Annotated in this window: 22 protein-coding genes; 11 read left to right on the top strand and 11 right to left on the bottom strand. The window is 70.8% G+C overall.

Annotated features, from left to right (window positions below; genetic code table 11):
* Nucleotides 1-85: 85 nt before the first annotated feature.
* Complete coding sequence (locus tag ACSC1Q_RS28765; protein ID WP_436761815.1) at nucleotides 86-856, top strand: arylamine N-acetyltransferase family protein; 771 nt, start codon at nucleotides 86-88, stop codon at nucleotides 854-856.
* Nucleotides 857-907: 51 nt separating this feature from the next.
* Here the strand turns inward: ACSC1Q_RS28765 and ACSC1Q_RS28760 are convergent, their stop codons facing one another.
* The 3 genes from ACSC1Q_RS28760 to ACSC1Q_RS28750 all read right to left on the bottom strand — a co-directional run bounded on the left by ACSC1Q_RS28760 (nucleotide 908) and on the right by ACSC1Q_RS28750 (nucleotide 3,573).
* Nucleotides 908-1,315 (bottom strand): hypothetical protein, encoded by a 408-nt coding sequence (locus tag ACSC1Q_RS28760; protein ID WP_436761814.1) that lies wholly within the window; start codon nucleotides 1,313-1,315, stop codon nucleotides 908-910.
* Nucleotides 1,315-1,560 carry a hypothetical protein gene (locus ACSC1Q_RS28755; RefSeq protein ID WP_436761813.1) on the bottom strand — a complete coding sequence of 82 codons (246 nt, stop codon included), beginning with the start codon at nucleotides 1,558-1,560 and terminating at the stop codon, nucleotides 1,315-1,317. The genes ACSC1Q_RS28760 and ACSC1Q_RS28755 overlap by 1 nt, the downstream gene beginning before the upstream one ends.
* 279 nt (nucleotides 1,561-1,839) lie before the next feature.
* Nucleotides 1,840-3,573: an ABC transporter ATP-binding protein gene (locus ACSC1Q_RS28750; RefSeq protein WP_436761812.1), complete on the bottom strand. Its 1,734-nt coding sequence runs from the start codon at nucleotides 3,571-3,573 to the stop codon at nucleotides 1,840-1,842.
* A gap of 96 nt (nucleotides 3,574-3,669) precedes the next feature.
* Between ACSC1Q_RS28750 and ACSC1Q_RS28745 the strand changes: the two genes are divergently transcribed.
* Nucleotides 3,670-4,113, top strand: coding sequence for a MarR family winged helix-turn-helix transcriptional regulator (locus tag ACSC1Q_RS28745; protein WP_436761811.1), 444 nt, complete (start codon nucleotides 3,670-3,672; stop codon nucleotides 4,111-4,113).
* 80 nt (nucleotides 4,114-4,193) lie between these two features.
* Here ACSC1Q_RS28745 and ACSC1Q_RS28740 read toward each other — a convergent pair whose 3' ends face one another.
* From ACSC1Q_RS28740 to ACSC1Q_RS28715, 6 genes are all read right to left on the bottom strand, one after another.
* Complete coding sequence (locus ACSC1Q_RS28740; protein ID WP_436761810.1) at nucleotides 4,194-5,051, bottom strand: ABC transporter permease; 858 nt, start codon at nucleotides 5,049-5,051, stop codon at nucleotides 4,194-4,196.
* Entirely contained in the window at nucleotides 5,038-6,225 is a 1,188-nt protein-coding gene (locus ACSC1Q_RS28735) for an ATP-binding cassette domain-containing protein (protein ID WP_436761809.1), read from the bottom strand. The genes ACSC1Q_RS28740 and ACSC1Q_RS28735 overlap by 14 nt, the downstream gene beginning before the upstream one ends.
* A 1-nt stretch (nucleotide 6,226) precedes the next feature.
* Nucleotides 6,227-9,001 carry a class III lanthionine synthetase LanKC gene (lanKC, locus tag ACSC1Q_RS28730; RefSeq protein ID WP_436761808.1) on the bottom strand — a complete coding sequence of 925 codons (2,775 nt, stop codon included), beginning with the start codon at nucleotides 8,999-9,001 and terminating at the stop codon, nucleotides 6,227-6,229.
* A gap of 75 nt (nucleotides 9,002-9,076) precedes the next feature.
* Nucleotides 9,077-9,763 (bottom strand): flavoprotein, encoded by a 687-nt coding sequence (locus ACSC1Q_RS28725; RefSeq protein ID WP_436761807.1) that lies wholly within the window; start codon nucleotides 9,761-9,763, stop codon nucleotides 9,077-9,079.
* The gene (locus tag ACSC1Q_RS28720; protein WP_436761806.1) at nucleotides 9,760-10,383 is read right to left on the bottom strand and encodes a GNAT family N-acetyltransferase; all 624 of its coding nucleotides are present in this window, start codon (nucleotides 10,381-10,383) and stop codon (nucleotides 9,760-9,762) included. Before ACSC1Q_RS28720 ends, ACSC1Q_RS28725 begins: the two co-directional genes overlap by 4 nt.
* A 125-nt stretch (nucleotides 10,384-10,508) precedes the next feature.
* On the bottom strand, nucleotides 10,509-11,318 hold the full coding sequence (locus ACSC1Q_RS28715; protein ID WP_436761805.1) for a helix-turn-helix transcriptional regulator: 810 nt from the start codon (nucleotides 11,316-11,318) through the stop codon (nucleotides 10,509-10,511).
* A 345-nt stretch (nucleotides 11,319-11,663) separates the two neighbouring features.
* Between ACSC1Q_RS28715 and ACSC1Q_RS28710 the strand changes: the two genes are divergently transcribed.
* The 6 genes from ACSC1Q_RS28710 (at nucleotide 11,664) to ACSC1Q_RS28685 (ending at nucleotide 17,681) form a co-directional block, all read left to right on the top strand.
* Nucleotides 11,664-11,759, top strand: coding sequence for a class III lanthipeptide (locus ACSC1Q_RS28710; protein ID WP_350974439.1), 96 nt, complete (start codon nucleotides 11,664-11,666; stop codon nucleotides 11,757-11,759).
* Nucleotides 11,760-12,013: 254 nt separating this feature from the next.
* Nucleotides 12,014-12,955, top strand: coding sequence for an ABC transporter ATP-binding protein (locus tag ACSC1Q_RS28705; RefSeq protein WP_436761804.1), 942 nt, complete (start codon nucleotides 12,014-12,016; stop codon nucleotides 12,953-12,955).
* A gap of 45 nt (nucleotides 12,956-13,000) precedes the next feature.
* Entirely contained in the window at nucleotides 13,001-14,170 is a 1,170-nt protein-coding gene (locus ACSC1Q_RS28700) for an ABC transporter permease (protein WP_436761803.1), read from the top strand.
* A complete protein-coding gene (locus ACSC1Q_RS28695) occupies nucleotides 14,167-15,321 on the top strand; it encodes an ABC transporter permease (protein WP_436761802.1) in 1,155 nt (384 codons plus the stop codon). The genes ACSC1Q_RS28700 and ACSC1Q_RS28695 overlap by 4 nt, the downstream gene beginning before the upstream one ends.
* Before the next feature lie 21 nt (nucleotides 15,322-15,342).
* A complete protein-coding gene (locus ACSC1Q_RS28690; protein ID WP_436761801.1) occupies nucleotides 15,343-16,695 on the top strand; it encodes a nucleotide sugar dehydrogenase in 1,353 nt (450 codons plus the stop codon).
* A gap of 5 nt (nucleotides 16,696-16,700) precedes the next feature.
* Entirely contained in the window at nucleotides 16,701-17,681 is a 981-nt protein-coding gene (locus ACSC1Q_RS28685) for an NAD-dependent epimerase/dehydratase family protein (protein WP_436761800.1), read from the top strand.
* A 312-nt stretch (nucleotides 17,682-17,993) separates the two neighbouring features.
* Here ACSC1Q_RS28685 and ACSC1Q_RS28680 read toward each other — a convergent pair whose 3' ends face one another.
* Both ACSC1Q_RS28680 and ACSC1Q_RS28675 read right to left on the bottom strand, forming a co-directional pair.
* The gene (locus ACSC1Q_RS28680) at nucleotides 17,994-19,091 is read right to left on the bottom strand and encodes a DegT/DnrJ/EryC1/StrS family aminotransferase (protein WP_436761799.1); all 1,098 of its coding nucleotides are present in this window, start codon (nucleotides 19,089-19,091) and stop codon (nucleotides 17,994-17,996) included.
* Nucleotides 19,088-19,540, bottom strand: coding sequence for a sugar 3,4-ketoisomerase (locus tag ACSC1Q_RS28675; protein WP_436761798.1), 453 nt, complete (start codon nucleotides 19,538-19,540; stop codon nucleotides 19,088-19,090). The genes ACSC1Q_RS28680 and ACSC1Q_RS28675 overlap by 4 nt, the downstream gene beginning before the upstream one ends.
* A 285-nt stretch (nucleotides 19,541-19,825) precedes the next feature.
* Here ACSC1Q_RS28675 and ACSC1Q_RS28670 point away from each other — a divergent pair, with 285 nt between their 5' ends.
* From ACSC1Q_RS28670 to ACSC1Q_RS28660, 3 genes are all read left to right on the top strand, one after another.
* Complete coding sequence (locus ACSC1Q_RS28670; RefSeq protein WP_436761797.1) at nucleotides 19,826-21,208, top strand: NDP-hexose 2,3-dehydratase family protein; 1,383 nt, start codon at nucleotides 19,826-19,828, stop codon at nucleotides 21,206-21,208.
* Entirely contained in the window at nucleotides 21,205-22,188 is a 984-nt protein-coding gene (locus ACSC1Q_RS28665) for a Gfo/Idh/MocA family protein (protein ID WP_436761796.1), read from the top strand. The genes ACSC1Q_RS28670 and ACSC1Q_RS28665 overlap by 4 nt, the downstream gene beginning before the upstream one ends.
* 164 nt (nucleotides 22,189-22,352) lie before the next feature.
* Entirely contained in the window at nucleotides 22,353-23,579 is a 1,227-nt protein-coding gene (locus tag ACSC1Q_RS28660; RefSeq protein WP_436761795.1) for a methyltransferase domain-containing protein, read from the top strand.
* Nucleotides 23,580-23,619: the final 40 nt, after the last annotated feature.

The raw sequence follows: 23,619 nt of genomic DNA, 5'->3' as shown, positions 1-23,619 counted from the left end.
GTGCCCGCGCCTGGGGGAGGGGGTACGCCGGTGGCGGGATCGGACGGGCGTCGGCGTGCGGGCGGCGGCGTGGTTCACTTGCCCTGTGAACGAGGCGCGGATCATTAAATACCTGGACAGGCTGGGCGCGACCCGGCCCGCGGAGCCGGATGTCCAGAGCCTGCGGGCCCTGCAGCTCGCGCACCTGAGGGCGGTGCCGTTCGAGAGTCTGAGCATCCATCTCGGCGAGGAGATCTCGCTCGAATCCGACGCGCTGTTCGACAAGGTCGTGAGCCGTCGTCGCGGGGGCTTCTGCTACGAGTTGAACGGGTTGTTCGCGGAGTTGCTGACCGCGCTCGGCTACCGGGTGACGTTGCTGGCCGCCCGGGTCTTCAACGGCGCTACGCCGGGGCCGCTCTTCGACCACCTGGCGCTGCGCGTCGATCTCGACGAGCCGTGGCTGGTCGACGTCGGATTCGGTGACTTCTCCGACGGGCCGCTGCGGCTCGACGGGCGCGCGGAGCAGGAGGACGGCGGGGGCGTGTTCCAGATCGGGCTCGCTCCCGGTGGCCACGGTGACCTCGACATCACGCACAACGGCGACCCGGGTTACCGGCTGACCTCCCGGCCGTACGAGCTGGCGGACTTCGGCCCGACGTGCTGGTGGCAGGCGACCTCCCCGCGGTCGCACTTCACCAGGGCGCCGGTCTGCTCGATGCGTACGGCCCGGGGCAGGACCACGCTCCGCGACCGCAAGCTGATCCTGACCGTGGACGGCGAGCGCACCGAACGCGTCCTGGACGAGACCGAACTCCTCCCCGCCTACCGCGACCACTTCGGCATCACGCTCGACCGGATCCCCTCCGCCGGAGCGTGATCTCCCGTTCGACGAGAGCGGGGCGGTGGGGGAGGGTCGCGACGCGCGATGTCAGGCGTTCTGGCGGCCCTCGCTCCTGCTCGTGCGGATCTGCTGGATCCGCTGCTTGCTCAGGCCCAGCAGTTCCCCGATGTCGGGGTCCGTCAGGCCGAGCCCGGCGAGTTGGTCGACGCGAGCCCTCGCCGTTCTGGTGTAGTCGTCGGCGATCGCGGCGGCCCGTCGCTGAAGCTCGGCGAAATCGTTCAGGTCGTCCTCGGTAAGACCGGGCAGGGTGTAGTGGAACACCGGAACAGGCGGCTGGTCGCGGTCGGCGAAGAGGAAGGGCAATCCCTCGGCGATATCACCGTGCAGCTCCCTCAGGGAGCGTGCGGACATGCCGCCCGCCACGCCGTGTACGGCCGCGAGCCACAACACGCCGGTTTTGGTGATGTGAACGTCAACGCTGTCCTGGGCGCCCATCAGTCCTCCAGCCAGTCATCGCCGAACAGGGACGCGAGCCCGCGTTCGAGATTTTCCACGATGTGAGGTGTCTCGCTCGGATACAGCGGGACGATCGCGCGTGCCGCGACGCGGCCCTGGGCATCCCACAGCAGCAGGAAGCGCTGCCTGCTGGTCGTCTCGGCCCAGCCGCAACGCAGCCCGTGGTCACGGGCGAGGGCCGTGATCCGGTCACGGATCGCCGCGTAGTCGTCTCGTTCCACCACACGCGGCAGACTATACCCCTTGCCCACCAGCGACAATGCCCCTTGTCGGCATGTTCGTTATGGTGTGTCGCCCTTTACGGTCGGTCATTCCAGGACAACCGGATCATTTTTTGTCGCGAGATTGCCGCTGAATTTTTTCACCGCGAAGTCCCCGCCGAGTGGGCCGACAGGTCCGGTCGATCACGCGAGACCGGAAGCGGGCCTGGTGACCGAAGTGAGAATCCGGCGGGAACGACCGGCCTGGCGGACTCCCCGGTGGACGGCGGAACGCGACCCGGGTCAGGCGGAGGTGAGGGAGCGGTCGCGGTTGACGAGGGCGGCGTAGGGGCCGTCGGCCGCGAGGAGCTCGTCGTGGGTGCCGCGCTCGACGACGCGGCCGTGGTCGAGGACCACGATCTGGTCGGCGTCGCGGATCGTCGACAGGCGGTGGGCGATCGTGATGGTGGTACGGCCGTGCGACAGGGTGTCCAGGGCCTCCTGGACGGCGCGCTCGGTCTGGGTGTCGAGGGAACTGGTGGCCTCGTCGAGGATGAGCACGGGCGGGTCGCGCAGCAGGGTCCTGGCGATGGCCAGGCGTTGCTTCTCGCCGCCGGAGAAGCGGTAGCCGCGCTCGCCGACCACGGTGTCGTACCCGTCGGGCAGTGACGCGATGTGGTCGTGGATGCGGGCGGCCCGCGCGGCCGCGACGATCTCCTCGTCGGAGGCCGACGGCCTGGCGAACCGGAGGTTGTCGGCGATGGAGGAGTGGAACAGGTAGGTCTCCTGCGAGACCACGCCGACCGTCTCGGCCAGGGACTCGAAGGTGAGGTCGCGCACGTCCACCCCGTCGATCGTGACCCGGCCGCTCGTCACGTCGTACAGCCGGGGCGGCAGGTAGCTCAGCGTGGTCTTGCCCGAGCCGGTCTCGCCGACCACCGCCAGGGTGGTGCCCGCGGGGACGGTCAGGTCGACGTCCGAGAGGGTCGGGACCTCGCCGTAGGAGAAGTCCACGTGCTCGAAGCGGATCTCGCCGCGTACGGTCTCCGGGGCGCGGGTGCCGGGGTGGATGTCCACCGGCAGGTCCAGATACTCGAAGATCCGGCCGAACAGCGCCAGGGAGCTCTGCACGTCGACGCCGAGCCGCAGCAGTGACACGGCGGGCCGGAACAGGTTCATCTGGAGGGTGGTGAAGGCGACGACGGTGCCGATGGAGACGGCCGAGGTGAGCCCGGTGGCCCAGTAGATCACCGCGGGCATCGCCGCCATGATGATCTGGATGGTGGACTGCCGCCAGCGCCCGGCCATGCTGGAACGGACCTCCAGGTCGGCCAGCTCGTCCGAGGCGGCCGAGAACCGCCCGGTGAGCTCGGGGCCGCGGCCCATCGTCCTGCCCAGCAGGATGCCGCTGATCGACAGCGACTCCTGGACCATCGACGAGATGGCGGCCATCTTCCGCTGCCGCTCGGAGGTGATCTTCCTGCGTTCCCGGCCGACCCTGCGGCTGATCATGACGAAGACCGGGAGCAGCAGCAGCGACACGATGGTGAGCCGCCAGTCCAGCACCAGCATCGCGACGATCGTCGCGATCACGGTGGTCAGGTTGGAGACCATCGAGGCCGCGGTGGAGGTGACCACCAGCTGCATGCCGCCGATGTCGCTCGCGATGCGCGACTGCACCTCGCCGGTCCGGGTGCGGGTGAAGAAGGCCATGGACATGCGCTGCAGGTGACCGTAGACGCCGGTGCGCAGGTCGTGCATGACGCGCTGGCCGACCCCGGTGGAGATCAGCGTCTGGACGACGTCGAGCACGCTGGTGACGACGGCGACCGCGACCATGCCGAGCGCGAGCAGCGTCAGCAGGCCGGTCCTGCCGTGCGGGATGGCGTCGTCGAGCACCGAGCGGAGCATGAACGGCGAGGCGAGCGAGACGAGCGAGGAGAGCCCGATGAGGGCGCCCACGACGGCGAGGCGGCCCCGGTAGGGGCGGAACAGGCCGACGACGCGCCGCAGGGGCGCGCGAGGTTCGTCGTTCATACCGGGTGTTTCGTGCCGTACGGCACTTTCGGTTTGTTTGATCATTGAACTCCTTTACGATGTTTACTCAAACAGAGGTTACCTCACATTCATTCCGTGCGGCACTGGGATAAGTTCGGCGCTGTGGAGACGGAACTGGCCGACCTGGTGCACGGCGTCGGCCATCGACTGCGGCGGGGGTACGGTGAGCGGCTCGGCCCGCTCGGCCTGAGCCCCGGCCAGGCGCGGGCGCTCAGGGTCATCGTCGACTCCGAGCCGCCGCTGAGGATGGTGCAGCTCGCCGAGAGGCTGCGGATCGTGCCGCGCTCGGTGACCCCGGTGGTCGACGCCCTGGAGGAGGCCGGGCTGGTCCGCCGCGAGGTCGATCCCGCCAACCGCCGTTCCACCCTGCTCGTGGTCACCGGCGAGGGCCGCGAGAGGTACGAGCAGGTGCGCGAGGCGCGCAGGCGGGTGGCCGAGGAGCTGTTCTCGGTGCTCACCGCCGACCAGCAGGACAGGCTCAGGGAGCTGCTGGGCACGGTCGACGCCCAGTCCGCCTGACCGCCCCGGAGGCGGGTGGTGGCCGCCGTCCGCCTCTCGGCCGTTCTGCCTCTCTGCCGTTCCCGTTCCTGTTCCGGTTGTCAGTCGTTCCGGTTGAAGCGGGCGACGGCGAGGGCGAGCATGACCAGGCCCGCCGCGCCGACCAGCAGCAGCTCCAGCGCCACCGGGACGGTCCACCCCGACCAGGACACCCCGGGGCCGTACACGGCCATCACCTCGGGCGGGACGGACAGGTGGGCGAAGACGACCTGGCGCGTCGGGTCGACCGCGTACGTCAGGGGGTTGAGCAGCGTCAGGGTGTGCATCCACCCGGGCAGGTTGGTGAGCGGGAACAGCGCCCCCGACAGGTACATCAGAGGCATGATCGCCATCTGCGCGATCCCCTGGAACGACTCCATGCTGGTCATCCGCGCGGCGACCAGCACCCCGAAGGCCGACATGGTGAAGCCGGTCAGGAACATCACGCCGACGAGCCCGGCGATGAGGACCGGGTCGTAGGGGACCCCGACCAGCCCGGCCATGGCCACGATCACCAGGCTCTGGAGCGTCGCGACCAGCGCGCCGCCGAGGACCTTGCCGAACACGATCGCGGTACGGCTCACCGGCGCGACCAGCATCTCCCGCAGGAAGCCGAACTCGCGGTCCCAGACGATCGAGGAGGCGGAGAACATCGCGGTCAGGATCACCGTCATCGAGATGACGCCGGGGAACATGAAGGTCTTCAGGTCGACGCCGTCGGGGACCCCCGGCATCAGGGCTCCGAACCCGGTGCCGATGATGAAGATCCACATGAAGGCCTGGAAGAGCATGGCCGTGACCCGCCTGCCGTCGGTGGCGAAGCGGATCATCTCCCTGCTGAGCACCACCCGCACCGCGCGCAGGTTGTGGGCGAGGCCGCGCAGCGGGACACGGGCGGGGGGCGTCTCAATCGCGGCCACGGACCGTCACCTCCTCGGTGTGGGTGTCGCCGTGGGTGCCGTCGCGGCCGTTACGGGTGCCACTGTGAGTGCCGTCACGGATGTCATCGCGGATCTCGTCGGGGGCGTCGTGGCTCGTGCCGTTCTCACCGCTCGTGCCGCCGCTCTCGCCGTTCTCGCGGGTCGTGTCCTTCACGGCCTCTCCGGCCTCCCCTGAGGCTTCGAGGTCTCCGGGGGCGTCGTCGCTCGTGCCGTTCGCGCCGTCCTCCGCGTCGCGGATGGTCGAGCCGGTGTAGGAGAGGAAGACGTCGTCCAGGGAGGGCCTGGTCATCTGCACGGACCTGATGGGCACGCCGAGCCCGGAGAACAGGCGCGGCACGAACTCCTCGCCGCTGGGCACGGAGAAGGCGAGCCCGCCGTCGCGTGCCGTGACCTCCACCTGGAAGCGTTCCCGCAGCGCCGCCGCGGCGGCCTCGTCGTCGTCGGTGTGGATGCGGATCCGGTCCCTGCCCACCGTGGCCTTCAGCGCCTCGGGGGTGTCCAGCGCCACGACGGAACCGTGATCGATGATCGCGATGCGGTCGCAGTACTCGGCCTCCTCCAGGTAGTGCGTCGTCATGAAGACCGTGATCTTCTCCAGCTCGCGCAGCTCGGCGATGTAGCCCCAGATGGCCACCCTGGTCTGCGGGTCGAGCCCTACCGTGGGCTCGTCCAGGAACAGCACGCGGGGGGAGTGCAGCAGGCCCCGCGCGATCTCCAGCCGCCGCCGCATGCCGCCGGAGTAGGTGTGCACGCGGTCGTCGCGGCGCTTCCACAGGCCGACGATGTCCAGGACCCGCCTCATCCGGTCCGCGATGGCGTTCTTGGGCAGGCCGTACAGCTCGGCGTGGAAGCTCAGGTTCTGCGCGCCGGTGAGGTATCCGTCGACGGTCGGTTCCTGGAAGACCAGCCCGATGTCGCGCCGCACCTCGTCGCGCCGCCGCACGATGTCGTGCCCGCCGACGGTCGCGCTGCCGCCGCTGGGCCGGACCAGCGTGCACAGCATGTTGATCGTGGTGCTCTTGCCCGCCCCGTTGGGGCCCAGCAGGCCGAACACCTCGCCGGGCGCCACGTCGAAGTCGACGCCCTTCACGGCCTCGATCCGCCCGTACTCCTTGCGCAGTCCCCTGACGGACACCGCCGCGCCGTCGTCCACCTCACCGCTCCCCGCGGGACGAGAAGAACGGCAGGAAGGGGGTGCCGGTCCCGGCCGCCTGCGACATGGCGAGCAGGACGCCCGCCCCGCCCGTCGCCAGGTCCATGGAGAGCCGGAAGCCGTTGGTACCGGGGAAGGCGAGGTGCCCCCGGAAGGAGACGGCGTGCCGGCACAGGTCCCGCAGCCGGCGGTCCAGCGCCTCGCCCTCGGGGCCGCTCCGGGAGCCGTCCGGAGGGCTGCCCGGGGAGCCGCCGGGGTGGGCGTTCTCCCCGGTGTCGTTCCCGGGCGCGTCCGCCGACCCGTTCGCCGACCCGTCCGCCGACCCGTCCGCGAGCCGGGAGAGTACGGCCACCTGGCCGGCCGTGCCGCGGAAGAGGTCGGACTGCAGCGCGACGCGCGTCCGGCAGGCGCGCAGCAGGCCGGGCAGGCTCGTGCGGAGCCTGTCGTCCTCGCGGTGGGCGAGGAACTCGTCGGCGACCAGGGCGATGCCCGCGCTGCCGACGTCGAGGTAGGGCATCGTGCGCACGCCCGCCTCCTCGGCCACGAGGCCGCCGTCGGCGGTCGTCACGCACCGGTCGAGGTCGAGTCCCACGGCGAGCGCGGCGTGGTCGAGGTGGCCGGGGTCGCCGGTCCGTTCGAACATCCGGATGAGGAACAGGGCCACCCCGCACCAGCCGCGCATCAGGCCGGGCTCCACCGGGCGGGTGGGCGCGGGCAGGCCGGGGCCGCGGGCCGTGCCGGGATCGCCGCGCCGTACGGCGTCCGCCAGACGGTCGGCGATGGCGAGCGCCGCCGTCAGGTGGTCGCGCCCGCCCGGCGCGCGGTCCCGCTCGCCCGCAAGGTGGTCGCGCCCGCCCGGTGCCAGGCCCCGCTCGCCCGACAGGTGGGCCAGCGCAGCCCCGATGCCCGCGAACCCGGAGAACATCGAGATGTTCGCGCGATCCGGCACCGGGTGCCGGTCGAGCAGTTCGGCCGCCTCGTCCCGGTACCCCAGGTGGTCGAGGACGTAAACGAGGCCGGCCGTACCGTCGTAGAAACCCGGGCGGCGCGGGACGGTACGCCCTACGGCGTCGATCAGCCAGCGCTCGTGCTCCGGGTGGCGGCCGTGGCCGGTCACGTCCAGCGCCCACAGCACCCCGGCCGCGCCGTGGGCGAAGCCGAGGCCGCCGGACAGGAACTGGTGCACGTCGCCGGGGAAGAGGCGGTCCTCCCGCTCGGGGGTCGCGGAGCCGAGGATCCCCTTCGCCAGGGACGCGCGCACCGCCCCCCAGTCCACGACCGGCTCGTCCAGGCCGACGGGGTCCTCGTCCGGCCGCCGCGTTCCAGCGGGCGAGGCCGTGGAGACCGAGGAGCCGGGAGCCAGGTGGGACAGGATCGTCCCGGCCCAGTCCTGAGGGACAGGGAAGCCGTCGCACATCATCCGGACGAACCCGTGGACCTTGTCCGGCTGCAGTGCGGTGATCTTGCTGTACGGCAGGAACATGGCCAGTCGCACCGCGGCCAGGGCGTGCAGGTCGCGGTCGGTCCCGCTCTTGTTCCGGCTGCCGAACCCCGTCGCGGACAGTCCCGGCCGCCAGTCGGCGTCCGTGGCGTCGAACGCGAGCTCGAAGTCGACCAGCGCCACCGACTCGTCCGGCCTGACGATGACGTTGCCCAGGTGGAGGTCGCCGAACACCACCCCGCGCTCGTGCACGGCGCCGATCAGCGCCTCGATCCGGTCGGCGACGCGCACCGCCCTGCGGGTGTAGGACGCGATCTCCTCCTCGGTCGGCTCCGCCCTGGTCACCCAGGGGTGGGCGGTCCCGCACCAGACGTTCAGCGGCTGCCCGTCCATGTACTCCTCGACCAGGAAGCGGTGACCGGCCACGTCCAGCTCGTCGTACAGCTCGGGAATCCCCGGGATGCCCCGCAGCGCGGTGAGCGCCCAGCTCTCGCGGGCCATCCTGGTGATCGCGTCCTGGTGGTTGGCGTCCACCGCCGTGTGCGGGCGGGCCTCCTTGAGCACGACCTCCCGGCCGTCGGTACGCCGGGTGGCCAGGTAGACGCCCCCCGCGTTGGAGAAGTGCAGGGCCCTCCGTACGAGGTAGGGGAGCTCGGCGCCCGCGCCGTCGCGGCGGGAGTCCAGGTGCGGACGGAGGAACTCCGGCAGCTCCACCCACTTCGGCGGGTCGAAGACCGGCCTGCGCCGGTCGGGCAGCAGGGTGCCGTCCGGGTGGCGGATCGCGAAGACGGTCTCGCCGTGCTCGTCCACGCACGTCATCTCGATGAAGCCGCCGTAGCGGACGAACAGCGGCCCCGCGCCCCAGCGCAGGTCGCTGAGGATGTACGGGCCCGGCTCGCCCTCAAGCTCGGCCGAGAGGTCCGTCAGCACCGCCCGCAGCTCCTCCTCGTCGCGCGGATAGATGGTGACCAGCTTCCCGCTGGAGCCGCGAGGTGAGTACTTGGCGTTGAAGACGAGCAGCATGTTGCGGTCGCGCAGGTGCTTGAACGGGATGCCGCGCCCGACGCAGTAGTCCCAGGCGGCCGAGCAGAGCCGGTCGGCGTTGTCCAGCGTCGCCGAGAGGTGGACCTTCCAGCCCTGTTCGGCGGTGGCCTGACCGGCCGGTCGCAGCGAGACCCAGACCCCGCGCTCCTTGCGCACCCAGCCCTCGGGGACGGCCTCGCGCGACACGGCGAGCCCGGCGTCGCCGATGAAGCCGACCCCTCCCGACCAGCGCGTGGGCTCCTCGAAGAAGAGCGGGTCGGCCAGAGTGTAGATCTGCATCATGTCCTGCATGCGTGGTGCTCCCTATCGCGTGCCCGCTGCTGCCGTGCGGTGCCGTCCCGGTCCCGGTGCTCGTGCCGTTCCGGCTCAGACCGCCTCGGCCTCGGCGGTCCGCGAACCCTCGGCGGTCCGTACGCCCTCGGCGGTCCGTACGCCCTCGGTCATCCGTGCACCCTCGCCGGACAGGGAGCCGCGCAGTTCCTCCAGCATGCCGATCAGCGTCGAGAGCGGCGGCGCCCCCGCCGCGTCGCGGCGTCCGGTGGTCAGGCTCGTCACCGCCCGCACCGGCGAGACCACGACGTTGCGCCGTTCGGCGAGGGTCGCGAGGTGCCGCTGCAGGGTCGGGTTGTCCATCGCGCCCGGCGGCAGCGAGGGGGCGACCGCGATGGGGGCCGAGGTGCACTGCAGGGTGAGCAGCGCGGGGGTGTCGGCCAGCCCGAGGGCGAGCCTGGAGATGAAGTTCACGCACGCCGGGTAGACGACGACGCTGTCGCTCCACTCGGTCAGCCGCACGTGCAGCGCGTCCGGCCGGTTCTCCTCGGGCCAGCGGTCCATCACGACCTCCCGGCGGACGAGCACGCTCAACGCCTGCGCGCTGACGAAACGTGCCGCGCTGGAGGTGAGGACGACCTGCACCTCAAGGGTCCTGTACGCCGTGGTCAGCCAGTTGAGCCAGAACGGCAGGTACATCGCGGCGATGGCGCCGGTGCCGATCACGAGCAGCCGCTCGCCGCCGAACTCGGGGGGCCTGCGGTCGGGCGGGGTGTCCGTCAACGCGCGTACTCCTTGGGCCTCGTGACGAGTTTCCTGAGGTGGCGGACGAGCGCGCGCAGGCCCCTCGGCCGGTCGGCGTCCGGCCCCTCGACCAGCCGGTTGAGGACGTCGGCGCCCTGTTTCTCCCACATCTGCCGGTAGATGGCGTAGAAATGCACGTCCCACAGGCATCCACGGAAGAACATGTGCTCGGGAAGGGTCGCCTCCTTGGGAATGAGGCCCCCGACCCAGCCGAGCCGGTCGATGCTGGCGTCCGTGGTGACGAAATAAACCTTCCGCACGTTCTCCCAGGTGGCGAACGCGTAATTGACGAGAAGCATCATCGCCTCGCCGCCGAGACCGTATCGCGCCTTGTCCGTGTCGGTGAATATGCCGACCTGGATGTGCCCGGCGGGGTCCATCTCGTGCAGGGTCCCGAACCCCACGGTCTCTCCGCTGTGCCGCAGCTTGATCGCAAAAAGCGCGGAAATATCCTGCTTTTTCATCTGCTCAACGAAGACCTTGAGCGGAGGCATGCTGTGCAGTCCCAGGCCGAGGAGGAGCTCGTAGAGGGCGACCCCGTCCGACAGGTCCGCGATCGCGAGCGTCGTCCGCTGAGTCTCGACATGGGGAATGAGCACGATTCTGTCACCTTGAATTCTCTCGGCGGCGATGGTCCCGGGGCGCAATGATCCCGTGTGATCGAACCGTCGGATCTCGCTGACGGTTGGACATTAGGTTTGGGGTTCCTGGATAGTCAACGTTGTTATCCACGGTCACGGGAAAGCGGTAGGCGGCCGGAAACAGGCCCGCCTTCCGGCCCGGCGTCCGGCGTTGTCTCGCCGGCGGGACGACGCAGCCAGCCGAGCTCCTGGGCCCGTAGTGCCAGCTGGAACCTGCTGGTCGCGCCCGCCGACTGCATCAGCCCGTTGACCTCGCGCCTGACGGTTCGTTCCGCGATGCCGAGCCGGGCCGCGACGGCGTTGTCGGTCAGCCCCTCCGCCAGGAGATCGAGCACGGCCCGGCTGCGGGACATGCCCCCCGGCGAGGCTCCCTCCGGGGAAGGCGTCACGGACGCGGTGTCCCACAGGTGGTCGAAGACGGACAGCAGGGTGGAGACGTGGCCGGGCCGCGTCACCAGGACGATCGGGCCCGCCGCCTCGCCCTGCGGGATCCGCAGGCTCAGCAGCGCCGTCCGCCGGTCGGTGATCAGCGCGGAGAGCGGCGCCGAGGCCAGCGTCCGGATCCGGGAGCCGTCCGCGAGGGAACCCTGCTCCTCGCCGCCCGCCTCGGCGCGTACGAGGTGCGCCGCGCGGTTCTCGTCGGCGCGTACGAGGGGTTCGGTGCGTACGGGAGACGTCGAGCGGCCCTCGCCGGCGCGTACGACGGACACCGAGCGGTTCTCGTCGGCGCGGAGCTCGCCCGCGCGCTCGGACAGGAACCGGCCCAGCGGGTCCTCGGAGAGCACCGTGAGGACCTCACGGAACCGGCTCTCCGCCATCCGGTGAAACACTTCGCGCAGTTCCTGGAGCGTGATTATCCGGTCTCCGCTCACATTCGGCTCGGCGTGGTGCATGAAAAACATAATGTCACGGCTAAAGTCTCGGACCCGTCGTCGTTTCCGACTTATGGAAACACCGGCCGGATGGCCGTTTTAGGACAGGCCGTTGCGCATTCCGGGGATCCATAACTATGTTTCGTCAGCGGAGCGGCCGGGATTGACGCTTCGATGGCGCTTTCGTTTCGTCATCGTTTTTCGGTAGAGGTGTCACGGTGCAGACTCCGTGAAATTCGTGGAATGCGAGCGGTTCACCTTCCGAAACCGGCGAGGACGACGGTGCACCACAGGGGAAAAAATTCCGGCCGGCCCGGACCGCCACACGGCAGGTCTGATGTTCGAGCCCGCGAAGGAGGTGTCTTAATGGATCTGTCCAACATTCTCGAGCTGCAGGAGATCGACGTAGCCCCCGAGTACGCCGAGCTGCCCAGCAGCACGATCAGCAGCAGCACCTGCTGATTCCTCCGCGTTCGCGGGGGGAGGCCCGGTGTCTTCCCCCGCGTTCGCGGTCCCCTCGCACCCGACGGGTGACCGGGGCCGCCCCGGGCGAACGCGTCTCGCGGGCTTTTTCCAAGAGTCCTCAAGAGTCCCGAGAGCGGGCTTCCCGCGCGGCGGCAAACACCGCAGACTATTCGGGGACGGAGCGCAAGGCCGTCGCGGTCCTTCTCCGATTATCTTGTGCGGGGAGAAGGGGACGTGTTGAATCTGTCCGTATGAGCGACATCATTCTGGTGTGCGAAGGACTCCGTAAACGTTATGGCCAGATAGTCGCGGTCGACGGCATCGGTTTTTCCATCGCCGAAGGCGAAGTCTACGGCCTGCTCGGGCCGAATGGCGCCGGAAAGAGCACGACGATTTCCATGATTGTCGGGGTCGTCGAGCGCGACGAGGGCACCGTCGTCATCGACGGGCAGCCGCACGACGCGCGGAACACGAGGACCAAGGCGCTGATCGGCTACGTACCCCAGGAGCTCGCGCTCTACCAGGACCTCACGGCACGTCAGAATCTGTGGTTCTTCGCGCAGCTCTACGGTCTGCGGGGACGACAGGGCAAGAGCAAGGTGGGCGAGGTGCTGGAGACGATCGGGCTGGCGGACCGCGCCGACGAGGCGGTGTCGAGCTACTCCGGGGGCATGGCCCGCCGCCTGAACATCGGGGTGGGGCTGCTGAACCGGCCGCGCCTGCTGATCCTGGACGAGCCCACGGCCGGCGTCGACCCGCAGAGCCGCAACTCCATCCTGGAGAGCGTGCGGCGCCTCGCCGCCGACGGGGTGGCCGTGCTCTACACCACCCACTACATGGAGGAGGCCGAGCGCCTCTGCGACCGGGTCGGCATCGTCGACCTGGGCCAGATGAAGGCCGAGGGCACCCGCCGCGAGCTGGTGGACCTGGTGGGCGAGAACGACCAGGTGCTCCTTCAGGTGGACGGGGACCTGGAACGCGCGCGGCACGCGCTCGCCGAGCTGCCGCAGGTGCGTCAGGTGAGCGGCGAGGGGTCCGGGGTCGACCTGCTCGTGGACGGGGCCAGGGCGGTGCTGCCGAGACTCTTCGAGGTCGTGGCGGGCTCGGGCGCGGCGATCCGCTCGGCGGAGGTGCGCGAACCCGACCTGGAAGCGGTCTTCCTGCACCTCACCGGCAAGGCGCTCCGTGACTGAGGGAAGCCTCGTGACTGAGGGGAACGGAGGCCCGCGGTGCGCGGAATGATCACCATCCTCGTGAAGGACCTGCGGCAGCGGGCGAAGGACAGCACCCTGATCGTCTTCGCGATCGTGCTGCCGCTCGGCATGGCCTTCATCCTCAACGCCGTCCTGGGCGGCGCCGGGGGCGAGTTCAAGGCCCGGTACGCCGTGGCCGACGCCGACAGCGGGGCGGGCAACGCAGGCTTCGTCGGCCAGGTCCTGGAGCCCATGCGCGAGTCGGGCGTCGTGACCCTGCGGCCGGTGGCCACCGCCGAGGAGGGCCGGGCGCTGGCGCAGAGTGGCCAGGTGGAGGCGGTCTTCGTCATCCCCGCGAACTTCTCCGCCGACGCGCGCGCCGGACGCCCCGCCACCCTGGAGATCATCGGCAGCGTCGCGGCCCCGGTCGCGGTCCAGGTCGCCCGCGAGGTCGGGCAGTCGTACGCCGCCGGGCTGCGCTCGGTCCAGCTGGCCGTGGTCGCGGCCTCCCCGGCGGGGACGGCGCCCGACGGCGAGCGGGCCGCTCAGCTGGCCGAGCGGGCGGGCTCGCTCCCGATGCCGATCTCGCTGCGCGAGGACGCCTCCGCGGTGCGGCGGCAGCTGGACATCACGACCTACTACTCGGCCGGCATGGCCATGTTCTTCCTGTTCTTCGCCGTGGTCTTCAGCATCAGCAGCATCTTCGACGAGCGCAGGGCCGGCACGCTGACCCGGATGCTGGCCGCGCCGATCTCCCGGCCCGCGATCGTGCTGGGCAAGCTGCTCAGCGGCGTCCTGGTGGGCATCGTGAGCATGGCCATCCTCATCGTGGTCAGCACGCTCGTGATCGGCGCCCGCTGGGGCGACCCGCTCGGCGTGGCCGCGCTGGTGGTCGCGGCGGTGCTCGCCGCCACCGGGCTGATGACCGCGCTGGCCACGTTCGCCCGTACCGCGGAGCAGGCGTCGAACTGGCAGTCGGTGGTGGCGATGGTGCTGGGCATCTTCGGCGGGGTGTTCTTCCCCAGCGCGCAGCTCGGCGGGCTCACCGCGCTCGGCTACCTCACCCCGCACAAGTGGTTCATGCAGGGCCTGGCCGACCTGGCCGGCGGCGGGTCGCCGCAGGCCGTGGCCGTCCCGGTCGCGGCCCTGCTCGGCTTCGCCGTGCTGGGCGGCGCGCTCGCCCTGGCCCGCGTCGGAAGGATGGTGCACGCGTGAAGGCCCTCGCCATAGCAATGGTCAACCTCCGCCGGGTCTTCAGCGACCGCACCAACATCTTCTTCGTGGTCGTCTCGCCGTTCCTGATGGTCTTCGTGCTCGGGCAGATGTTCGGCGGCAACCAGCAGCTGACGGTGGGCGTGGTGAGCGGCTCAGGACCGCTGTCGGAGCAGCTGGTCCAGGCGCTGGGCTCGGGCAAGCGCATCGCGGTCGAGCGGGTCGCCGACGAGTCCGCGCTGCGGACCGGGGTGGAACGCGGCACGGTGCGGGCCGGTGTGGTCGTCCCCGCCGACTACGACACCCGGGTGCGCGCGGGAGGCGAGGCCGAGGTGCGCTACCTGACCCGCCAGGAGGACCCCGGCGCGGCCGAGATCGGCACCTGGATCCGCTCCGTCGTCCCCCAGCAGGCCGGACTGCTGCGCGCCGCCCGCTTCGGTCAGCAGGAGGGGGCGGGAAGCTTCGACGAGGCCCTGGGCAGGGCCGGGCAGGCGAGCGTCGCGACGGTCCGGGTGCGCGTCACCACCGCGGGCGAGAGCATCTTCCCCGAGGGGTTCAACCCCTTCGGCGCCTCGGCCCCGCCCCTGCTGCTGCTGTTCACCTTCCTCACCTCGCTCACCGCCGCGATCGGGCTCATCGAGACGCGGCTGCTCGGGGTGGCGCGCCGGATGTACGCGACCCCGATCTCGGCGCGCTCCATCGTCGTGGGCGAGGCCCTCGGCCGTCTGGTCATCGCGCTCGCCCAGGCCCTGCTGATCATGTTCGGCTCGGCCCTGATCTTCGGGGTCGACTGGGGCGACCCGTTCGCCGCGGGCGCCCTCGTCCTGGTCTTCTCCCTGGTCGGGAGCGGGGCCGCGATGCTGCTCGGGGCGGCGTTCAAGACTCCCGGGGCGGCGATCTCCGTCGCGATGGTCCTCGGGCTGGGGCTCGCCGCGCTCGGCGGCTCCATGGTCGCCCTGGAGTCGTTCAGCGGCACGATGCGGACCATCGCCCATCTGACGCCGCACGCGTGGGCCTACGAGGCCTTCGCCGAACTGGTCAGGCACGACGGCACCATCGTCGACATCCTGCCCCAGTTCGGCATCCTGAGCTGCTACGCCGCCGTCCTGTTCGCCCTCGGCGTCTGGCGCCTGCGTCGTGTCCTCACCCGGTAACGCCAGACCTTTGGAGATGACATGCGTTTCCTGCCCGAGCGGGAGAACATCACGGCCGCGGTCCTCGGCCTGGGGTACGTCGGGTCGTGCGTCGCGGCCGTCCTGGCCGACCGCGGCGTGAACGTGATCGGGGTGGACACCGACCCCGTACTCGTCGACGAGCTGAACGCCGGGCACTGCCGGTTCAGCGAGACGGGGCTGCCCGAGCTCGTGGCCCGCCACGCGGGCACCGACCGGCTGCGCGTCACCACGAACTACGAGAGCGTCTCCGAGGCGGACGTCGTCATCGTCGCGGTCGGCACGCCCACCGGCGAGCGCGGGGTGATGAAGGAAAGCCAGCTGCGCGGCGCCTGCGAGGAGCTGGGCAGGCACATCAGGCCGGGCCAGCTCCTGGTCTTCAAGAGCACGGTCCCGCCGGGGGTGACGCGCGCGCTGGCCCTCCCGCTGCTCCAGCGCGGCGGCCTGGTCTGCGGCGAGGACTTCGGCGTCGTCTTCTGCCCCGAACGCCTCTCCGAGGGGACCGCGCTGCGCGAGCTGCGCAGCTTTCCCATCATCGTCGGCGGGTGGTGCGCCGACAGCACGCAGGCCGCGGTGGAGTTCTGGCGCCGGGCCGTCGGGGTCGAGGTGATCCCGGTGGCCTCCCTGGAGGCGGCCGAGATGGTCAAGCTCGCCGACAACTGGTGGATCGACCACAACATCGCCCTGGCCAACGAGCTCGCCCGGCTCTGCGCTGCGCTGGAGGTCGACGTCCTCGACATCATCTCCGCGGCCAACTCGATCCCCAAGGGCAACGGCAACGTCAACATCCTGCTGCCGAGCGTGGGGGTGGGCGGCTCCTGCCTCACCAAGGACCCCTGGATGGTCTGGCGCGCCGCCCAGGATCGCGGCATCGACCTGCTCACCATCCCGGCCGCCCGCGAGGTCAACGACTCCATGCCTGGATACACCAGCGACCTCATCGTGGAGGAGCTGGCCAAGCTCGGCAGATCGCCGGTGGGCGCGAAGGTGGCCGTCCTCGGGCTCGCCTTCAAGAACAACACCGGCGACCTGCGCGAGACACCGGTCAGACCGGTCGTGGAGGAGCTGCGCAAGGCGGGCGCCGAGGTCACCCTGTACGACCCGCTGGTCGACGGCGACGAGGCGGAGAAGCTCTTCGGGCTGCCGCAGGCCCCCTCGCTGGAGGAGGCGGTGCGCGGCGCCGACTGCCTGGCGATCCTCGCCTGGCACCGGGAGTTCCAGGACGTCGACTTCACCGAGCTCCGCGAGCGGGTCGCCCCCTCGTGCGCGGTCGTCGACGGCCGCGCCTACTACCCGCGCGAGACCATAGACCTGCTGCGCGAGACCGGGTTCGCCTACCGCGGGATCGGGAGGTAGGGGTCATGGCGAACGTGGTCGTCACCGGCGGTTTCGGTTTCCTCGGCAGCCATCTCACCGAGGCCCTCGTCAGGCGCGGGGACGAGGTGACGGTCTTCGACGGAGGGCCGCCCCCGCCCGACCTGAACGGCGCCTCCCCCCGGCGGCACGTCGGCGGCGACATCAGGGACGCCGACGCGCTCGCCGGCGCGATCACCGGCGACGTCGACACCGTGTACCACCTCGCCGCCGTGGTCGGGGTCGACCGCTACATCGACCGGCCGCTCGACGTCATCGACATCAACCTGTCGGGCACGAAGAACGTCCTGGAACTCGCCGAGAAGGCCGGTGCCCGGGTGGTGCTGGCCAGCACCAGCGAGGTCTTCGGCAAGAACCCGGACGTCCCGTGGGCCGAGGACGACGACCGCGTCCTCGGCAGCACCGCCACCGACAGGTGGAGCTACTCCTCCAGCAAGGCGCTGGCCGAGCACCTGACGTTCGCCTACATGCGCCAGCGCGGGCTCGACGCCACCATCGTGCGGTACTTCAACGTCTACGGTCCCCGCCAGCGGCCGGGCTTCGTGGTCAGCCGCAGCGTCCACCGCGCCCTGCGCGGCCTGCCGCCGGTCCAGTACGACGACGGCGGGCAGACGCGCTGCTTCACCTTCGTCGACGACGCGATCGCCGCCACGATCGAGGCGGGCACCGCCGCCCCGGCGCTGGGGGAGTGCTTCAACATCGGCAGCTCCGTCGAGACGCCCGTCCGCGACGTCATCGAGCTCGTCGTGGAGCTGGCGGGCGGCGACAGGGCGGTCCCGGTCGACCCGCGCGACGGCTTCGGCGCCGCCTACCAGGACCTGTCGCGCCGCGTCCCCGACACCTCCAAGGCGCGCGAGGTGCTCGGGTGGCACAGCACCACCGCCCTGCGGGACGGCCTGGCCAGGACGATCGCCTGGGCGCGGGCCAACCCCTGGTGGCTGGAACAGCCCGACAGCGGCTCGGCCTGACGGCCTGACGGCCTGACGGCCTGAGGTCTGATGGCCTGAGGTCTGGACGGCCTGAGGTCTCACGGTCCTCACGTCCTCATGGGCCGGGGCCTGATCGGCCGGGGTGCCGCCCGGCCGATCAGGCCCTCTCCGCCCGTCTCTCAAGCGCGCCGTGGGCCGTACGGTCCGGTCAGGTTCTTCCCGCCGACCCGTCCGGCGGAGCCCGGCGAGGTCGGCCGTCACCGTCGGAGCCGTCGTTTTCCGGCCGTTGAAGCCGTTGAAGCCGATGGAGCCGTCAGAGCCGCCGGTCGCCGGACCGGCCGGGACGGGGTGTCAGGCGCACGCCTCGCGGGTCGCGGCGACGACCGCGTCCACCGCGCGGGCGTCGAGGTGGGGGCCCATCGGCAGGCTCAGCACCTCGTCGGCGAGCCGCTCGGCCAGCGGCAGCGATCCGGGCGCGTACCCGTCGCCGGCGTAGGCGGGGGAGAGGTGCACCGCGATCGGGTAGTGGACGAGCGTGGCGATCCCGGCGGCGGCGAGCCGCTCCTGGAGCTCCTGCCGGCGCGCGGTGCGTACCACGAACAGGTGCCAGACCGGCTCGGCCCACGGGGCCGGCGCGGGCAGCACCAGGTCGCCCGCGCCCTTCAGCTCGTCCAGGTAGCGCGCGGCCACGGCCCGGCGGCGGTCGTTCCACTCGTCCAGCCGCGCCAGCTTGACCCGCAGCGTGGCGGCCTGCATCTCGTCGAGCCTGGAGTTGGCCGCCACGACCTCGTGCCGGTACTTCTCGCGGGCGCCGACGTTGCGCAGCAGCCGCACCCGCGCCGCCAGCTCCGCGTCCCCCGTCACGACGGCGCCGCCGTCGCCGAGGGCGCCGAGGTTCTTGCCGGGGTAGAAGCTGAACGCGGCGGTGGAGCCGGAACCCACCCGCCGGCCGTGCTCGCGGGCACCGTGGGCCTGTGCCGCGTCCTCCAGGACGCGCAGGCCGTGCCTGGCCGCGATCTCCTCGATGGCGCCCAGGTCGGCGGGGTGGCCGTACAGGTGCACCGGCATGATCACCTTGGTGCGGGGGGTGACGGCCTCCTCGATCCGCGCCGGGTCGAGGGTGCTGTGCTCGTCCGGCTCGACCGGGACCGGCCGCGCGCCGGTCCTGGAGACCGCCACCCAGCTCGCGATGAACGTGTGCGACGCGACGATCACCTCGTCACCGGGACCGACGCCCATGGCGCGCAGCGACAGCTCCAGCGCGTCGCAGCCGCTGCCCACCGCCACGCAGTGCGTGTTGCCGCAGTAGGCGGCGAACTCCGCCTCGAACGCCTCCAGCTCGGGGCCCATGAGATACCAGCCCGAGCTCAGCACCCGCTGGACCGCCGCGTCCAGGTCGGCCCGCAGCTCCTCGTACGGGGCCCGCAGGTCCAGGAAGGGGACCTTCACGCCCCGCTCCGCGCGTCGCGCAGGAACTCGTCGTAGTCGCGGTAGTAGTCGGACTCGTCGTAGGGCTCGGAGACCAGCCACAGGCCGACCGTCCCCGGGGTGAAGTCGACCATGTCCCGCCAGACCATCGGGGTCATGTAGAGCCCCAGCCGGGGGTGGTCGAGCACGAACGTGCGCGTGCTGAAACCGTCGTCCACCTTGACCTCGAACCGGCCGTGCACCGCTATGATCAGCTGCCGCAGGCGGCGGTGGCCGTGCCCGCCGCGCCGGGTGCCGGGCGGCATGCCGAACATGTAGTAGGCCCGCTTGACGTCGAAGTCGATCTCCTTGCCGGACTCGACCACGCACAGGCTGCCCCGGGCGTCGACGATCTCCGGAAGCTCGACGACGCGGCACGGTTCGATCCTGCCGACCACGACGTCCGCGTCGCCGTTCACAGAAGAACTCATCGAGCCTCCACCCTCCCTCGGACGAGGGGTCGTCCGGCCCCGTTCCGTCTCGCCAGCGGGACAAACGCTATTTTCAGGAAACCCGGCGGTCAAGCGATTCCCGGCCCCACGGGACTGCCCGTGAAGAACGAATGCAATGGACTAACGAGATTTATATAATTACTCTCCGGCGAAGGCCGTGCGATCCAAAGACCGGAGGGTCGGAATATGACCAGCCTCCCCCAGATATCACATTCTCTGCGCCGGGAGAATAACGAATTCAGAGCCCGCCTGACGAAATCGGCGATGGCCAGGGACAGCGCCGTCCTCCCGCTCGCCGAGTTCAGGGAGTGGTTCGCCGAACGCCACCGCACGGAGCGCGCAGAGGTCACCCGGATCCCCTTCGCCGACCTGGACGGCTGGAGCTTCGCGCCCGGCAGCGGCAACCTGGTCCACCGCAGCGGGCGGTTCTTCTCGGTGGAGGGGCTGCGGGTCAGCACCCGTTCGGACCCGGCGGCGGGCTGGTCGCAGCCGATCATCAACCAGTCCGAGATCGGCATCCTCGGCATCCTCGCCAAGGAGATCGACGGCGTCGTCCACTTCCTCATGCAGGCCAAGATGGAGCCGGGGAACGTCAACTCCGTGCAGCTGTCGCCCACGGTGCAGGCCACGCACAGCAATTACGTCGGCGTCCACCACGGCGCGGGCGTCCCCTACCTGGAGTACTTCACCCGGCCCCGGCCCGGCGGCGTGCTCGTCGACGTGCTCCAGTCCGAGCACGGGGCCTGGTTCTGGTGCAAGCGCAACCGCAACATGGTCGTCGAGGTGACCGAGGACGTCGAGGTCCGCGACGGCTTCTGCTGGCTCACCGTCGGCCAGCTGCAGGAGCTGCTGCGCGCCGACAACCTCGTCAACATGGACTCCAGGACCGTGCTGGCGTGCGTCCCGTTCGACGGCACGATCCTCGACTGCGACGACGACCACGACGACGGCGGCTTCCGCGGGGCGCTGCGCCGCTCGGTGGTGAGCGGTGGGGCCGCCCTGCACACCACCTCCGGCCTGCTGAGCTGGTTCACCGCGGCCAGGAGCACCAAGCTGGTCGACCGCTGGTGCGTGAACCTGGAGCAGGTCACCCGCTGGAAGCGGTCCCGCGACGAGATCGCCCACGAGGAGGGCAAGTACTTCACGGTCGCCGCGGTCGCGGTGAGCGGGGCGGGCAGGGAGGTCGGCTCGTGGAGCCAGCCCCTGTTCGTGCCGGTGGGCCAGGGCGTGGTCGCGTTCGTCGTCAAGCGGATCCACGGCGTGCTGCACGTGCTGGTCCACGCCCGGATGGAGGGCGGCCTGCCGGACATGGTGGAGCTCGCCGCCACCCTGCAGTGCGCGCCCGAGAGCTACGAGGGGGTGCCCGCCGGCCGCCGCCCGCGCTTCATGGACTACGTGCTGAACGCCGACCCGTCCCGGATCCGCTTCGAGGCGCTGCTGTCGGAGGAGGGCGGGCGTTTCATGGGCGCGGTCATCAGATACCTGGTGGTCGAGGCCGGCGAGGACTTCCCGGTCGAGGTGCCCGAGGACTACACCTGGGTCACCGTCGGCCAGCTGTCCGGGCTGCTGCGGCACAGCTACTACCTCAACGTCCAGGCCCGCACGCTCGTCGCCTGCCTGCAGGGACTCTGGGGAGGGGAGCGTTGACGACCTCACCGCTGCGCATGGGCGTGCTCTCGTGCGCGGACATCGCCTGGCGGCGCACGCTCCCCGCGATGACCGCCGCCCCGGCCGTGCTGCCGGTCGCGGTCGCCAGCCGCGACCCGGCCAAGGCCGAGACCTTCGCCCGCCGCTTCGGCTGCGACGCGGTCACCGGGTACGCCGCCCTCCTGGAGCGCCCCGACGTGGAGGCGGTCTACATCCCGCTGCCCACCGGGCTGCGCGCCGAGTGGGTCGGCCGCGCGCTGCGGGCGGGCAAGCACGTGCTGGCCGAGAAACCCCTCGCCACCAGCCGCGCGGAGGCGGAGGGACTGCTCACCCTGGCCGAGGAGCGCGGTCTGCTCCTCGTCGAGAACCTGGTCTTCCCGCACCACTCGCAGCACGAGGAGGTACGCCGGCTGCTCGACGGCGGGGCGATCGGGCGGCTGCGGTCCTTCTCCGGAGACTTCGGCATCCCGCCGCGCGACCCCGGCGACTTCCGCTACCAGCCCCACCTCGGCGGCGGCGCCCTGTTCGAGGTCGGCGTCTACCCGATCCGCGCCGCGCAGCTCCTCCTCGGCGGCGACATCGAGGTCTGCGGCGCGTTCCTGCGCTACGACGCCGCCACCGGGGTGGACGTCGACGGGAGCGCGCTGCTCTGCTCGGCCGGGGGCGTCACCGCGCAGATCCGCTTCGGGTTCGAGCACTCCTACCGCAGCTCGTACGCGCTGTGGGGCTCGGAGGGGTCGATCATCCTGGACCGCGCCTACACCCCGCCCGACTCGATGCGCCCCGTCGTGCGGATCGAGCGGCAGGACCGGGTCGAGGAGCGGACGCTCGCCGCCGACCGCCAGTTCGTCAACATCCTGGAGTCCTTCGCGCGGTCCGTCAGGGAGGGTGGCGGCCAGGCCGAGCACACGAGACCGGCCCTCGCCCAGGCCGGGCTCGTCGACGCGATCCGCGAGCGGGCCCGGCGGATAACGATATGACCATGAAAAGCGGAAGAAGTGCCCGCCGGACACACGCGCGTGCGCCGGGAAACGCTCGTCCCGCCTTTTCTTTCGCGTGCTCATAACAGTACTCGACACGATTTACCACTGATTCCCCCATGCCATCCAGAATCCCCGCGCCACCCAGAATCGAGGAGCCAAGTATGTCTGCCATGTCGCGGTGCCGTGTCTGTGCCGGTCCCCTTGCCGAATTCTTCGACTTCGGACGCCAGCCGCTCTCCGACGCGTTCGTCCACCCCGGCGATTTCGCGGACGAATTCTTCGTGCGGCTCGCCGTCGGGATATGCGAGTCGTGCACGATGGTGCAACTCATGGAGGAGATCCCCCGCGACCGCATGTTCCACGAGGACTACCCCTACGTGTCGTCGGGCTCGGCGGTGATGCGCGCGCACTTCGAGAAGCTGGCCCGCAGGCTGCTCGCCACCGAGCTGACCGGCGCCGACCCGTTCGTGGTCGAGCTCGGCTGCAACGACGGGGTGATGCTGAAGGCGATCGCCGACGCCGGGGTGCGGCACCTGGGCGTGGAGCCGTCCGGCGGGGTCGCGGAGATGGCGCACGCCAAGGGCATCCGGGTCCGCAAGTCCTTCTTCGAGGAGGAGACCGCGAGGGACATCCTCGCCACCGACGGGCGGGCGGACGTCATCTACGCCGCCAACACCCTCTGCCACATCCCCTACATGGAGTCCATCCTGCGCGGGGTGACCGCGCTGCTCGCCCCGACCGGGGTCTTCGTGTTCGAGGACCCGTACTTCTCCGAGATCGTCGAGCGCACCTCCTTCGACCAGATCTACGACGAGCACTTCTACTTCTTCACCGTCCGGGCGGTCCAGGCCATGGCGACCCGCTTCGACCTGGAGCTCGTCGACGTCGAGAGGCTCCCGGTGCACGGCGGCGAGGTCCGCTACACGCTGGCCCACACCGGCGCCAGGACGCCGACGGAGGCGGTGGCCGAGCTGCTGGCGGACGAGAACAAGCGCAACCTCGCGGCGATGCCCACGCTGACGGGCTTCGCGAGCAGCGTCGAGAAGATCCGCGACGACCTCACCGCCCTGCTGCGCGAGCTGCGCGACGACGGCAAGCGGGTCGTGGGCTACGGGGCGACCGCGAAGAGCGCCACGGTGACCAACTACTGCGGCATCGGCCCGGACCTGGTCCCGTTCATCTGTGACACCACCGTCGCCAAGCAGGGCAGGCTCACCCCGGGGTCGCACATCCCGGTCCGCGAGCCGTCGGCGTTCGCCGAGCCGTACCCCGACTACGCGCTGCTGTTCGCCTGGAACCACGCCGAGGAGATCATGGCCAAGGAGCGCGCGTTCCGCGAGGCGGGCGGCAAGTGGATCCTGTACGTGCCCGAGGTGCACGTCGTCTGATCCCGTGGGGCCCGGAGGCCGCCTCCGGCCCCACCCCTTC

Source organism: Streptosporangium heterodermiicola (assembly GCF_051390675.1).
Taxonomy (GTDB): domain Bacteria; phylum Actinomycetota; class Actinomycetes; order Streptosporangiales; family Streptosporangiaceae; genus Streptosporangium.
This window is presented reverse-complemented; position numbering and strand designations above follow the sequence as displayed.